The organism is Streptomyces sp. NBC_00250 (assembly GCF_036192275.1).
GTDB lineage: Bacteria > Actinomycetota > Actinomycetes > Streptomycetales > Streptomycetaceae > Streptomyces.
Genome location: NZ_CP108088.1, coordinates 529584 through 542770 on the forward strand (window position 1 = coordinate 529584; position 13187 = coordinate 542770).

12 protein-coding genes and 5 pseudogenes are annotated in these 13187 nt (G+C 68.4%); 8 read left to right on the forward strand and 9 right to left on the reverse strand.

Going from position 1 to position 13187, the window contains the following annotated elements; genetic code table 11:
* Positions 1-143 precede the first annotated feature (143 nt).
* A complete protein-coding gene (locus tag OG259_RS02355; RefSeq protein ID WP_328940630.1) occupies positions 144-674 on the forward strand; it encodes an LLM class flavin-dependent oxidoreductase in 531 nt (176 codons plus the stop codon).
* Between the two features lie 736 nt (positions 675-1410).
* Here OG259_RS02355 and OG259_RS02360 read toward each other — a convergent pair.
* A pseudogene (locus OG259_RS02360) lies at positions 1411-1581 on the reverse strand (IS701 family transposase); the annotation flags it as partial.
* Positions 1582-1736: 155 nt separating this feature from the next.
* On the opposite strand from OG259_RS02360, the gene OG259_RS02365 reads away from it, so the two are divergent.
* Positions 1737-2141 (forward strand): type II toxin-antitoxin system PemK/MazF family toxin, encoded by a 405-nt coding sequence (locus OG259_RS02365; protein WP_328946968.1) that lies wholly within the window; start codon positions 1737-1739, stop codon positions 2139-2141.
* 130 nt (positions 2142-2271) lie between these two features.
* Positions 2272-3009: pseudogene (locus OG259_RS02370) on the forward strand (IS5 family transposase); the annotation flags it as partial.
* 4 nt (positions 3010-3013) lie between these two features.
* On the opposite strand, the gene OG259_RS02375 reads toward OG259_RS02370, so the two are convergent.
* From OG259_RS02375 to OG259_RS02390, 4 genes are all read right to left on the reverse strand, one after another.
* Positions 3014-3217, reverse strand: coding sequence for a hypothetical protein (locus OG259_RS02375; RefSeq protein WP_328940631.1), 204 nt, complete (start codon positions 3215-3217; stop codon positions 3014-3016).
* Positions 3218-3379: 162 nt separating this feature from the next.
* Entirely contained in the window at positions 3380-4126 is a 747-nt protein-coding gene (locus OG259_RS02380) for a phosphotransferase family protein (protein WP_328940632.1), read from the reverse strand.
* Positions 4127-4280: 154 nt separating this feature from the next.
* Positions 4281-5222 carry a tetratricopeptide repeat protein gene (locus OG259_RS02385; protein WP_328940633.1) on the reverse strand — a complete coding sequence of 314 codons (942 nt, stop codon included), beginning with the start codon at positions 5220-5222 and terminating at the stop codon, positions 4281-4283.
* Complete coding sequence (locus tag OG259_RS02390) at positions 5191-6171, reverse strand: serine/threonine-protein kinase (RefSeq protein ID WP_328940634.1); 981 nt, start codon at positions 6169-6171, stop codon at positions 5191-5193. Before OG259_RS02390 ends, OG259_RS02385 begins: the two co-directional genes overlap by 32 nt.
* 453 nt (positions 6172-6624) lie before the next feature.
* On the opposite strand from OG259_RS02390, the pseudogene OG259_RS02395 reads away from it, so the two are divergent.
* A pseudogene (locus OG259_RS02395) lies at positions 6625-7061 on the forward strand (transposase); the annotation flags it as partial.
* On the opposite strand, the gene OG259_RS02400 reads toward OG259_RS02395, so the two are convergent.
* Complete coding sequence (locus OG259_RS02400) at positions 7030-7338, reverse strand: hypothetical protein (RefSeq protein WP_328940635.1); 309 nt, start codon at positions 7336-7338, stop codon at positions 7030-7032. The pseudogene OG259_RS02395 and the gene OG259_RS02400 sit on opposite strands and share 32 nt — an antisense overlap.
* A gap of 477 nt (positions 7339-7815) precedes the next feature.
* On the opposite strand from OG259_RS02400, the gene OG259_RS02410 reads away from it, so the two are divergent.
* From OG259_RS02410 to OG259_RS02420, 3 genes and pseudogenes are all read left to right on the forward strand, one after another.
* Positions 7816-8556, forward strand: coding sequence for a class I SAM-dependent methyltransferase (locus tag OG259_RS02410; protein ID WP_328940636.1), 741 nt, complete (start codon positions 7816-7818; stop codon positions 8554-8556).
* A gap of 119 nt (positions 8557-8675) precedes the next feature.
* A pseudogene (locus OG259_RS02415) lies at positions 8676-8919 on the forward strand (IS5 family transposase); the annotation flags it as partial.
* Between the two features lie 33 nt (positions 8920-8952).
* Entirely contained in the window at positions 8953-9210 is a 258-nt protein-coding gene (locus OG259_RS02420; protein WP_328940637.1) for a DUF6221 family protein, read from the forward strand.
* A 37-nt stretch (positions 9211-9247) separates the two neighbouring features.
* Here the strand turns inward: OG259_RS02420 and OG259_RS02425 are convergent.
* A pseudogene (locus OG259_RS02425) lies at positions 9248-9867 on the reverse strand (IS5 family transposase); the annotation flags it as partial.
* Positions 9868-9905: 38 nt separating this feature from the next.
* A complete protein-coding gene (locus OG259_RS02430) occupies positions 9906-10490 on the reverse strand; it encodes a DinB family protein (protein WP_328940638.1) in 585 nt (194 codons plus the stop codon).
* A 391-nt stretch (positions 10491-10881) separates the two neighbouring features.
* On the opposite strand from OG259_RS02430, the gene OG259_RS02435 reads away from it, so the two are divergent.
* Positions 10882-11622, forward strand: coding sequence for a class I SAM-dependent DNA methyltransferase (locus tag OG259_RS02435; protein WP_328940639.1), 741 nt, complete (start codon positions 10882-10884; stop codon positions 11620-11622).
* A gap of 224 nt (positions 11623-11846) precedes the next feature.
* Here OG259_RS02435 and OG259_RS02440 read toward each other — a convergent pair whose 3' ends face one another.
* Complete coding sequence (locus OG259_RS02440) at positions 11847-13184, reverse strand: hypothetical protein (protein WP_328940640.1); 1338 nt, start codon at positions 13182-13184, stop codon at positions 11847-11849.
* Positions 13185-13187 lie beyond the last annotated feature (3 nt).

The following is a 13187-nucleotide window of genomic DNA, read 5'->3' on the forward strand; positions in this document are numbered from 1 at the left end:
GTGGACAATTGATCGGGATCGCGCTGTCCCACTCTGCGGGGTGACGGGAGAATCGACTTGTGGTGCACAGACGTAAGCGCAATGTCGCCCCAACTCCCACTACGCTTCGGCGTCAATACTGTCGCCCCCGGTTCGCAAAGCGAGTGGCGCGCGCGAAGTTCCGCAGAGCGGAGGAAATCGGTTTTGATGGAGTCGGAGCGGCCGACCACCTGGGATTCCCCGCACCCTTTCCAGCCGTGGCGCACGCAGCCGAAGCGACCGAGCAGGTACGGCTGACGACGTTCGTCTTGACACGCCGTTCTACAACCCCGCCCTTCTCGAAAGGCGTGACGTGGCGAGCACCGATCAACTCATCGACGGGCGTGCGGAGCTCGGGCTCGGCGCCGGCTATGCGAAGGCCGAGTTCGACGCCCCGGAGATGCCCTGCCCCAGTGACGGAAGGCGGGTCGAACAGTTGGAACGAACCGCCTCCACACTGCGAAGGGTTTTCAACGACCCCGGAGCACCAGCCGTGTCCAGCCCAACCCTCCGGGCCACCGCTGGTGATTGCTGCTCCGCCGAATAGGCCGAATCCCAGATCGCCTGCCCGGCCTCCAGCAGCGTCGGCACGCCCTCTTGCCGGATCCGACCCACCGGGAGAGCCGGCAGCGGTTCGGTCAACGTGCCGCACTTGATGTCCAAAGGCTGGAGACCGAAGCAGAACAAGGTCCCGGCGGGAGCGTCGCGTCGATCCGTTCTCCGAGTGGACGCGGACAGATGCAGCAGGGGCGGGGTAGGTGCCGCGCGATAAAGATGCTCCCCCGCTATCAGCGCGTGTCCCTCCAGGCTCTGGTAGGGCAATGCCTCCTACAGCACGTCGGCGAGCCCAGGGTTGCGGCCATCGAGTTCCGCGGTCACGGTGATGCCCAGGTCGGGCCAGAAAATCTCTACCTGGCGTCCAAAAATCGTTTCAGTCAAGGCTTTTCCTTTGTTCGGTCGACCTATGGAGACTCCCCTGCCGTCGCGCTTCAACGTACCGGCGATCAATGTCCGACCCACCCCCGCCCCCCTATCATGGCGGACCCACCTACCTAAGTACGCCGCTCCGCGACGGGCTCTGATCAGGCGTGAACAATGAATCTGTGTCCGCACATCCATGCCGCTTCTTTACTGTCCCTTGGGTAATCTTGCGCCTTGTCAGCTCTCGCAGCGGCAGGGGATTCAGGTTCAAAGACTCAACAATCGCATGGGTAGCCATAGTTGTGGGGACCGTGCGTGTTCTTCGCGACCGACGTCTTAGACGTTGGTTCCTTGACGGTTTAGTTCGTTGTGCTGGGCATGACGAGCCTTGCCCAGCGCTTGGTGCGGGATGAGTTGTGGAATTTGTTCCGCAGGGCGGTGCCCTAGTACTCCAGCAGTAGATCGTGATCTTCACGTTCGAGCGGCTTGCCGCCGGTAGTGGCTGGTCTGGGATCGGACCTGGTGGCGGCGTCGCCAGTCGGACCAGCCGAGCCGGTGGACCGGGTCAAAGGCGGGCCGGATGACGAGCGTGATGAACAGCCGTTGGATCTCGTTGCAGGTGAGCGGCATGAGGGCGTCTGGAACGCCTCCTGCCAGCGGGCAGGGTCTACGCTGTGACCTGCGGCCACCGCATGATCTTCAGTCTTCACACACCGATGATCAACGGCGGCCGCACCGTCTCCACAGCGCGTCAGGGCCGCGCACCGTCTGCCTGCCGTCATGTGTCTGGAGGACTTTTGCAACGTGGCGAAGTCTGGTGGGTCCAGTTCGACGAGCGGAGGTTGGTCGTACTGCTGTCGGGAGACGACACGTCCGGGATCCGGGTGATGCAGGTCGTCGCTCCGGCGGGCGTCGACATCAGCGATCTGGGCATCGAAGTGGCGGTCGGCACCGGTGAAGGACTGCCGTTCGAAGGCGTGCTGCGGCTCGCGTTCCCGCGTCCAGGCTTCACCCCGTGCACGTGGCTGACCACTGTGTCCCGGGACGACCTGATAGAGCGGGCGGCCGTCCTGTCCTCCGTGAAGCTCGGCGAGATCGACGACGCCCTCCGACTCGCTGAACAAGCGCAGGAGCGGACCCCGGCCACAACCGCGAAGCTCAGCGAGATAAGGGATGCCCTCCGTCTCGGTGAACTCGGGTAGACGGAGAAGGAGCCGACGCCCGCGACGGCGTGGGCGATCTCGGGCGAGATGATCGACGCTGGCCACCTGCCGCCTCGGCGCCCCTCACTACCGAGATCACGATCTACGCCTGGAGTACTAGGCAGTAGTGGTGCGGCCGCAGGGAGGTGGCCGACGGGCGGGGAATCGTGAGTGCCTGGCCGCGATTGTGTTCGTGGCCACGTCGGGCTGCACATGGCGGCAGGTGCCGCCATGGTTCCGGCCGGCCTGGCCGGCGGTCTACCGGTGTTTCGCCCGCTGGAGCAAGGAGCGGGTCTGGGCCCGTCTTCACCGGGTCATCTTGGATGAACTCGGGGCCCAAGGGGCCCAAGGGGACCTGGACTGGTCGCGTTTCGTCGTCGACTCGGTGAGGGTCCGGGCTCTCAAAGGGCGCTGCTGACCGGACCGAATCCGACCGATCGCGGCAAGAACGGATCGAAGATCCACCTCGTGACCGACCGGTCCGGCCTTCCGGTCGCGGTCGCCATCTCCGCGGCCAACACCACCCACGACAGTCTCGCGCAGAAGCCGCTCGTCGCGTCGGTACCACCGATCCGCAGCCGGCGCGGCCCCCGCCGCCGACGGCCCGACAAACTCCACGGCGACAAGGGCTACGACCACCCCCCTGCGGCAATGGCTCCGCTCCCGCGGCATCACGCCACGGATCGCCCGCCGAGGGATCGAGACATCACGACGACTTGGACGCCCCCGATGGGTCATCGAGCGGACCACCTCCTGGCTGGTCGGCTGCTGCCGGCTCCACCACCGCTACGAACGCAAGCCAGAGCGCTTCCTCGCCTTCACAGCCATCGCCACCAGCCTCATCAACCACCGACGACTCACCAAGTGACGTTCTAGTCCGCGTCGCTGACGGCTGTGCGAGAGGAGCTCGTGGTCACGACGTCGATGGCGATACGCAGAGACGTCTCCTGCCAACCAAGCAACGCGCGAGTGATCGCGATCGACTGGATGACGCTCATGCCGCGTTCAGCCAGCAGATCTTGAACGGCTTCCATCCCTTCGTCCGAGAGGACGGGTCGGCATTGCTCGACGTGCACAGTCCACACCACGCGGTCGTCACCCCCGGCTGCGCCGTCATCTGCTGGCGGCGACTGCGTTTCACACTCTCCTTCAGAGTGGGGGCGGGCGATCGTCGAGGGGACGGGCGGCCTGCTCGATGCGTCAGAACGCACGCATAGCAGTCGTACCGGCGCAGCGCCTCACATCCGGGACCTCAGCACGTCGACCTCACAGCCTGGCGCGAACGGGTCGAAGCCGTGCTCGATCAGCCAGCGAACTCCCAGCAGGCTTCGCAACGACCACCAAGCGCGGATCACGTCGAGGTCGATGTCGGTGCCATAGCCGGCGAGGACGTCGTCGAGGTGCTCCTCGTGTCCGAGCGTGAAGGTGGCGAGGTCGTACAGGGCATCGCCCTGGCCCGCCTCGGACCAGTCGATGATGCCGGTGACCTCATCGCCGTCGACGAAGACATGCGCGATCTGCAGGTCGCCGTGCGTGAACGCCGGAGTCCACGGCCGGAGCGCTGCCTCGGCGACCTGGCGGTTACGGGTGACCAGGTCGGCAGGCAGGAGGCCATTCGTCACGAGCAACTCGCACTCGTCGTCGATTTCCGCCGCCAGCGCGACGATGCTCCGGCCGGCCCGGCCGGGGTGGGGCGGCAGCGGCGCGTCGTGCAGCTTCCGGATGGCGGCGCCCGCCGCAGCCCACGCCGCCGACGACCCGGTCGACGGCCCCCCGAGGCGCCCGAGCGTCGTCCCTGGGAGTGCGGCGATCGCGAGCACGGGTGGCTTGCGCCACAGGACCTTCGGGGTCGGGACCGGCGCGCGGGACATCGCCTCGACCTCGACGTCGATCCGCGCCTGATCGGTGTCCACCTTCAGGAACACGTCGCCGACGCGCAGGGTTGCGCGCTCGGAATGGGCAACGACGACCTCAACCTCGTCCATGGGCGACCAGTATCCCGGAGGTGATCGCCGGCGTCGCCAGATTTATTGCATGCGATGACGCAGCCGACCGCGTCCCGCTACCCGACAGCCTCGTGCGCGGTACTGACCCTTGACCAGGTCAAGCCACTGCTTTGGTCGGGAGCCCTCAGCCTCGTCATCCTGCTTCGGCCGTGTAGTGAGCGTGCTGGTGCTTCGCATGCAGGGTGTCGGGGTGGTCGGGGCCGAGTACCCGGGTACGGTCGCGAAGCAGATCGGCGTACAGCTCGCTCGCCGCTGCCGCGTCACCTGCCTCAGCCGTACACCAGGCATGCCAGTCCCGTGTACGGAGGGTCTCGGGATCGTCAGCGCCAAGTACCCGGGCACGGTCACGAACCAGATTCCCGTACAGATCCCGCGCAGCCGCCGCGTCACCCGCGTCCACCGTGCGGCCGGCGTGCTGCTCCTGAGTCCACAGGGTGTCGGGGTGGTCGGGGCCGAGCACCCGGGTACGGTCACGAAGCAGATCGGCGAACAGATCCCGCGCAGCCGCCACATCACCCGCCTTCCCCGTACAGAAGGCATGCCAATACCGGGCGTGGAAGGTCTCGGGGTCGTCAGCGCCAAGTACCCGGCCACGGTCACGAGCCAAATTCGCGTACAGCTCTCCTGCCGCTGCCACATCACCCGCCTCACCTGTGAAGTGGGCGTGCTCGCGCTGTACGAACAGGGTGTCGGGGTGGTCGGGGCCGAGTACCCGGGTACGGTCACGAAGTAGATCGGCGAACAGATCCCGCGCGGCTGCCGTGTCACCCGCCTCACCCGTACACCAGGCATGCCAGCCCCGCGTACGGAGCGTCTCGGGATCGTCAGTGCCGAGTGCCCGAGTACGGTCACGAACGAGATTCGCGAACAGCTCCCGCGCAGCCGCCGCGTCCCCCGCGTCCACCGTGCGGCAGGCGTGCTGCTCCTGAGTCCACAACGTGTCAGGGTGGTCCGGGCCGAGCACCTGACTACGATCACGAAACATACCGGCGAGCAGATCCCGCGCAGCTGCTGCCTCACCCGCCTCAGCCAGCATCTCTGCCTCAAGGGCGCGTTCTCGCAGGTCCGCTGTCATGGAACGTGTCTTCGCCGGTGGCTGGAGTGGGGCGGTCGGGGCTGCGGATGCCGGAGTGCCGAAGCCCTCGATCACCGCAGACACGGTGGCAGGGAGCCAGCTCGCCGCGACGTGGGGGGGCGGCAGTCCGGTCCCGATGGTGCCTGAACTCCTCCAGAATCTGGCTCAGGGTGGGCCTCGCTGCCGACTCTTTGGAGAGACACCGCCCTACCACGTCAGTCAGCTCGTCCGGTAGACCATGGAGATTCGGTGGCTGATACAGAGTCTGTGCCAGGACATCGCCCGCGCTCGGTCCCTCGAACGGTGCGTGCCCCGTCGCCGCGAACACCATCAGCGCACCCAGCGCAAACACATCGCTGGCCGGTTCGGCGGCTCCCCTGATGTGCTCAGGGGCCATGAACCCCGAGGTGCCCATCACACTCGTGGAAGCCGTGCCTGCCGCGTCCAGCGCCTTGGCGATCCCGAAATCGATCACTCGTGGCCCGTCAGCAGTCACCAGCACATTCGCCGGTTTCAGGTCCCGGTGCACCAACCCAGCGCCATGGACCGACATCAGCGCCTCCGCGACGCCGGCCGCGACCCACCACACGCCTGTCGGTGGCAGTACCCCAGCCCGCTCGATGAGCACGTCAAGCGGCGGCGCGGCAACAAAGGCAACGGCCAACCAGAGCAGTTCCGCGTCCGATCGAGACACCTCGACCAAAGGCGCGGTGAACGCTCCGCTCACCGCCCGAGCCGCTGATGCCTCCCGCACGAAACGTGCCCGGAACCCGTCCTCGTCCGCAAGATGCGGGCGGATCACCTTGACCGCGTACAACCGCGTGCCGAGGCCACGCGCGAGATAGACACGGCCCATTCCGCCCTGCCCCAGTACCCGCAGCAACGTATACGGACCCACCATCATCGGGTCTCCGCCGCCCAGCGGACTGCCCCACATCAGATCCGCCACGAAGCTCCCATCGAACGGACTGCCCCTGCAGCCCATCATTGCCGAATCGACGGCGCCATCGCCACCGCCATGTGCGGGGCGTGACCAAGCGCCACGTCCAGCCTCGAATGCCCCGACCGCTACCTCGCCGCTGTCACCCCCGCGAGCACCGTCATCCGGCTCGACACGTGATCCACAAGACGCCCTTTAGGCCCGGCCGGAACCCGGCCGAACTCGGAGGCCCTACAACGACTGTGCCTCTGGGCAGGCATCCGTCCGGCCGGGAGCGTCGTGGCCGCCACCCACGCTTCGCGTACGGCTGGCTCGCACCGTCTCTTTCGCCTGCCGGAGCGGGGCGTCCGGGGGCAGTCTCCGGGGGCTCTTTGTCGACCCTCAACGGCGTCGCCTGAACATCCACTCCCTGTCGCCGAGATCGAGGAGGCAGCCCACAACGACGCCGACTCCGACGGAGTCGACCGCCACGGAACCCCGCTCGCCGTCACCGTCACCTTCAGTATCCGTCACGACGTCACCCAGCTCTTGCCGCTGCTGGACGCCATCCCCTCGATCCGGGGAGTTCGGGGACACCCCCGCAGCACACCCGGCGTCTGTACGCCGACCGGGGCTACGACTTTGACAAGTACCGCCGCCTGCTGCGCAAGCGCGGCATCAAACCCTTGATCGCCCGACGCGGCGTCGCCCATGGCTCCGGACTGGGCAAGGTGCGCTCGGTGGTCGAGCGCGCATTCGCCTGGATGCATCAGTTCAACCGGCTCCGCACCCGCTACGTACGACGAGCAGATCTCCACCAGGGACTGCTCGAACCGGCCTGCAGCCTCGTATGCCTCCGCCGGCTCCGACGGACGGCCCATCGCCGGGTCAGTAGCGGAGGCGAGCCTCCGCCCCGTTGATACGCACGATGCAGTTCTTGAAAAGCTCCAACGGAGGCTGCCGGCCGTCAACTTGAGCCAGTGTGAGCCCCAAGTCCTGTAACGGCTTGACGAGGGCGACGAATTTGGACCCGTCCGGGTCCGGGCCGTGGAAGGCCGCCCACGCCTCGAACAAAGCCCTCACGCTCTCCCAGCCCGGCCCCGGGGTGAAGCGCGCCAGGAAGAACGGCTGATCGCAGTCATACTCACTGAGCTCACCGACCAGGATGTGTCCGTGTAAGAGCCGCCACTGCGTCATCTGGTGTCCCCGCTCCCTCATCGTCCGGCCGAGACCGCATCGTCGCAGCGTGTAGCTCCCTCGCCAAGCAGTTCATTCTGAAACGAACAGTTACGCGCGACGAGCCCGCGCTCGCGCGGCCAGGCCGGGTGTTCGGCGGAGGGGTACGCCTCGTCCGCGTGGAGTCCGACGGGTCGGCGCCGCCGTGGTCCCCGGCGGGACCCGAGGCCGTGTCGACGATCGCCGAGGTCCTGACCCACCTCGCCCCGGGCCCCGAGTTCGTCCAGCACCGCCCGGTGCGGCCGAGGCCACAAGTCGGCCTCGGTCGCTACCGTGAAGCCGCGATGCGCGGAGGCGGGCGACGTGCACGTCACGTGAGGCGGCCTCTAGCGCTCGTCCGGCGGATCATGGGGCCGCGCCAGGGCCGGACCGAGGCAAGGGCGGGTCGGCGCCCTAATCGTGTTGACCGCCCCTGGCAGGCAATGCTGGAGTCGGCAGGTGGACAGCATCCCCGCCAACCGGCGGCTCTGGAACCAGATCAGCAGCGCCTACCAGCACAGGCACGACCCGCGAATCGGTGCCTCACCCCGGCTGTGGGGCATGTACTCCATCCCCGACGCGCACCTGCAGGCCCTGGGCGACGTCACCGGCAAACGCGTCCTCGAACTCGGCTGCGGCGCCGGCCAGTGGTCCAGGGCGCTCGTCGCCGAGGGCGCCACCGTGGTCGGTCTCGATCTGTCCGAAGCCCAACTCGCCGCAGCCGCCCGCGCGATGGGAGCGGCCCGCTACCCGCTGGTGCAAGGTGCCGCCGAACAGCTCCCCTTCGTCGCCGACAGCTTCGACCTGGTGTTCTGCGACTTCGGTGGGCTCAGCTGGGCGCCCCCGCACCTGGCCGTCCCGCAGGCCGCCCGCGTCTTGCGCCGAGGCGGGCGCCTGGTGTTCAACGTCGCCAGCCCATGGTTCGAAGCTTGCTACGACGAAGCCGCCAGCCGCGTGACCACGACGCTGCAGCAGGACTACTTCGGGCTGAACACCATCGCCGAAGGCGACGGCGCGACCAGCTATCAGCTCACCTACGGCGACTGGGTCAAGGTCCTGCGCGGCGCGGGTCTCGTCATCGACGACCTCATCGAGCCGCGGCCCGAACTCGGAACACCCAACGGCTACAACGAAACCGACCCACCCGACTGGGCACGCCGCTGGCCGGCGGAACTGCTCTGGGTATCCCACAAGCCGTAGGTTCCGCCGGGCCGAGACGTGAAGGCGTCCCCTCGAGCGTGTCTCATTGATCGGTTGGTCAGTTGATCGGACGCGCCTGTCCGATCAGTGATCACTGATGCGATGTGGGACCCCACGCCCTCGGACGCTCCCGCGGCGGCCTGAGCATGAAGGTCCACCTTGCCAGCGACTGCGGCGAGGCCGCGACGGAGGCCGCGCCCACCGGCCTTCGACGCCGAAGCGTACAAGCAGCGCAACGCCGTCGAGCGGTGCATCAACCGACTCAAGCAGTGGCGCGGCCTGGCCATGCGAACGGACAAGCTCACCATCGCCTACCAGGCCGCACTCCACCTCGCCGCGATCCTCATCTGGACAGCCGCTTGACCGCCGAAGCACCTTGCCCGCGAAGATGGCCACATGGACGATCTTGTGAAGTTCCTCGTCGCACGCATCATGGACGACAATCATGCCTATGCCTACGTGGCCGGCACCCTGGGCAGTGAGGCTCTTCTCGACAGCCATCTCCCCATGCTCGACCTGATCGAGCAACTGGCACACGACTACAAGGCCATGGACCCCTCGGACTCCCGCTCGGCCGGTCTGGCATACGCGCTGCGCGTCCTTGGCCAGTCATACGCCGAACACCCCGCCTACCAGCGGGAATGGCGCCCATAGCCTGTCAAGGAGACAGTCCCTGGGCCTGCCCGGCTGATCACGGGCGGAGCCGGAGCGGGATCGAGGCGAGGGTGACGGTCCCGTGGAAGACGTAGGCGCGTTGGTCGAAGCTTGTGGCCACGGCCCGGAAGTTCTTCAACGCGTCGAACGTCCGCTCCACTTCGTTCCTGCGTTCGTCGATCGTCGTGTCGAAGCCGCCGGGCCGTCCGCCCTGCTGCCTCGTCTTTTGTGGTGGGCTCGCTGACCTCAAGGCTTGGGAATGGTGTGCTCGATCTGGCGACATCGCAGGTAGCGGCGGTTGCGCCGGGAGGAATACGCCTAGTCGCCGCCCAGGTAGTCGGGCCGGGTGCGCGGATGCCGGCCACCCGGGCGGTGGACACGGATGTGTTCCTTGGCCGGGCCGAGCTGCGGGGCGTCGACCCCCGGCCCGGCGTGATCAGCGGCGCCAGGGGGCGGCGTCCGTCTTCACCGGCCAGGTGGATCTTGCAGGTCAGGCCGCCCCGGGAGCGTCCGAGTCCCTCGTCTGGGCGGTGGTGCCGGGGCGTGCTTCCTTCCCGGCAACCAAGGAGGTCTCCTGCGCGCTCCCCCGCATGCTGATGAGTCCGGCAGGGCGTGGAGTCCACGCTCACCATCGAACCAGGCGATGCGGCCGACGAGCCGACCCGCGAACGGCCGCAAGATCCGCCGGACGGGCCCTACGCCTTGATCGGTGCGGCCGACCTGGCGGCCTGTTCGATCTTCGCGCAGTAGGCTGCACGGGCTTCCTCGTCGATCTGCTTCTCGTGTTCGGGGCGCATCCCGGTCCGACCGTCGAGGCCCTCGCGCAGGATGTCGACGTGCCCGAGATGCCGGTTGGACTCGCCGAGGACATGGACCAGGATGGCGAACAGGTTCGTGTCGGCATGAGGCTCCGGCCACCACGGCACGTGGCCGGGGGCGTCGAGGGGAAGCCCGTTGATCGTCGCGTCCGAGTGTTCCCACGTGCGCCGGTAGAACCCGATGATCTGATCGCGCGTCTCGTCCTCGGCCGCCCACAGATCGCTGCCGTCGTGGTCCTGCCACGGGGGCAGCCCTTCCGGGGAAGGGCGGTCGAAGACCTCACCGAAGTACCTGGCCTCGACGGCGGCCACGTGTTTGACCAGGCCGAGGAGGTTGGTCCCGGTCGCGGTCAAAGGTCGGCGGGCGTCGTATTCGGACAAGCCGTCGAGTTTCCAGAGCAGCGCCTCGCGGTCCCGCCTCAGTCGCCCGTGCATGGTGTCTTTCGCGAATTCTTCGATCATGCGGCATGAGCCTGCCATGGGCTGCTCGTGGTCTCAACGTCCCGTACGTGGTCCGCAACGACCGGCAGAGCCGAGGCGACAGCGATCAGACCGTGACCCCACCGCGGCCGTCTGGCCGCGCCGCCCCGGCTCACCGTCCGCGAGCGCCCCTCACCAGCTACTCGGCCGACGCCGCCCGCAATGCCACCGCCGGCCGGGCGAGCGTCGCTCACGGCAGCGGGATACGCGGACCCGCACGAACGAGCCCGCGATTCCCCACTGCGCCCCCGGACAGCTGACTCGGTGTGACCGAGGGGGCGCCGTCACGCGGGTCGTGGGGCGGTGCACGCTGCGCCGACGCGAACGTAAATACGTCGACAGCGCCCCTCGGTGCGCGGCAAAGTGGCCGTCCGTGACGAGCAGTGAACTGTGGACCCGGGCGACCGCCGACCGCTACGACGCCGAGGAGGCCGAAGCGTCATCGGCTGCCTTTCTCGGACCGACTCTGGCCTTCCTCGCCGAGCTCGCCGGAGACGGCCGGGCACTGGAGTTCGCCATCGGGACCGGACGCGTGGGCGTCCCGCTCCGGGAACGCGGCGTGCCGGTGGTGGGCATCGAGCTGTCCGAGCACATGGCAGCGGTGCTGCGGCACAAGGTCGACGAGCGCACGCTCCCGGTGACCATCGGGGACATGGCCACCACCGTCGTTCCCGGCGAGTTCACCCTGGTCTATCTCGTCTACAACACCATCACGAACCTGCTCACGCAGGACGAGCAGGTCGAGTGCTTCCGGAACGCCGCGCGTCATCTGGAGCCCGGCGGCCGATTCGTCATCGAATTGGGTGTGCCGCCGCTGCGGTTCCTGCCGCCCGGCCAGGTCGCGGTGCCGTTCGACGTCTCCGATCAGCATCTCGGCTTCGACACCTTCGACCTGGTCGAGCAGATTCTCGTCTCGCACCACTTCACCCGCGACGCCGACGACGGCCGCTATCGCCGCGACAACTCCCGGCACCGGTACGCCTGGCCGGCAGAGCTCGACCTGATGGCCCGGATCGCTGGACTCGAACTGGAACGACGCGTCGCGGACTGGGACGGGACTCCGTTCACCCAGGACTCCGCGAAGCACATCTCCGTGTGGCGCAAGCCGACCTGAGGTCGGCGGGGGGCCAGGGCGTTCCCGCGCATGCCGAGTGGGTCGCGCTGGAGCGTCCCAGCCCGCGATCGGCCGGCTCGACGGCGATCCGCGCCGGGCGGCTCGACGGCGATCCGCGCCGGGCGGCTCCTTCGGACGGTCCCCCCTCACGCCGAGATGTGTCTCGGCCGGGAGCATGTCCGCGTCGGTCGCTGCAGGCCTCATTTCTGTTCTGTCGTGCGCCCTTACGGCGCGAGGAGCTGACTCGCCGCGACTGCAGAGGCCGCCGTCCCCCCGGCCACCACCGCCGAGGCAGCGAGCAGCGGGACCCTCAGGGCCCAGGCCCGCAGCGCCGGGGAGCGGGAAACCCGGTCCAGGAGTGCGTCCCGGCCGCGGAGCACGACCAGGCCGACGCCTGTCAGCGTCAGCGCCATACCGAGGCCGAAGGCGGCGACCATCGCGAGGGCAAGAGCGACCCTCCCCGTCAGCAGACCGGTGAGCAGGACGAGGAACGCGGACGGCGAGGGCAGCAGCCCGCCCGACGTGCCCAGGAGCAGCAGCCCGCGCCAGGTGAGCAGCGACGGCGCGTCCGGGATGTGGTGGCTGTGGCCGTCCCCGACCCGCTCCCCGTGCTCGCCGGCCTCCCCGTGATCGTGATCGTGGCGGTGACCGTGATCGTGATCGTGATCGTGATGGTGATGGTGATGGTGGTGGTCGTGCTTTCCGTGGCGCAGATGCCGCCGCAGCAGGGCCACCCCCACCCCTGCCACGACGAGCGCGGCGATCAGCTGCAACCAGCCCGTCAGCGCCGCGATGTCCGGCGTGCTGTTCGCTGTCAGCCACCAGCCGACCGCGAGAACCGTCACCGAGAAGGTGTGCATCACGGCGACGATTCCGCCGAGCCACACCGCGTCGCGCGGCCTGCCCCGGCCCGCCACCAGGTACCCGGCGGCCAGTGACTTCCCGTGCCCCGGGGCGCAGGCGTGCAGTGCCCCCACGGCCGCGGCCACCAGCAGTGCCACCGGCACGGCCGCTCCGTGGTCCAGCAGGGACGTCAGATCGGTGGTCCACGACCACCACGACGACGCCGACGTCCCGGCTCCGGAAGCGGCCCCGGACGCGGCTGCGGAAGCGGCCGCCCCTGCCGTGAGCGTCAGCGTGCGCGTCGGCTCCTTCGCGGTGTGCAGTCCGCCTGAGCCCGTGTCCGTCACCGACAGGGTCCGGTACTCCGGGTCGACGTCCGTCAGCGCCGTGACGGTCAGGTCGATCCGGTCCACCGGCCGTGGGCAGACGAGACGGACCGTCAGTCCGGTCGCGCGGTCGACCCGGCAGGCACGGCCGTCCTGGCGCACGGCGATGTGCGTGCGCAGGTAGCCGGCCGTGTCACCGCCGGACCGCTGCTCCAGGACGGCGACGTCGTCCCGCTCGGCGGACCAGGTCACGTCGACGGCGGTGTCGGCCGCCTCGACCTTCACGACGGGTGGGGTTCCGAAGGGGTGCGCCTGCGCCGTCCCCGCGCTGCCGTGGAGCAGCGCGAGGACAGCGGTGAGCAGGAGCGGCACCCCGGTGCGCAGTGTTCGCACGGT

Coding starts and splice junctions, on each gene's coding strand:
- OG259_RS02380 (WP_328940632.1), bottom strand. CDS start 4,126: ATGGACGAGGTTGAGGTCGTCGTTGCCCATTCCGAGCGCGCAACCCTG.
- OG259_RS02385 (WP_328940633.1), bottom strand. CDS start 5,222: ATGACAGCGGACCTGCGAGAACGCGCCCTTGAGGCAGAGATGCTGGCT.
- OG259_RS02400 (WP_328940635.1), bottom strand. CDS start 7,338: ATGACGCAGTGGCGGCTCTTACACGGACACATCCTGGTCGGTGAGCTC.
- OG259_RS02420 (WP_328940637.1), top strand. CDS start 8,953: ATGGACGATCTTGTGAAGTTCCTCGTCGCACGCATCATGGACGACAAT.
- OG259_RS02430 (WP_328940638.1), bottom strand. CDS start 10,490: ATGATCGAAGAATTCGCGAAAGACACCATGCACGGGCGACTGAGGCGG.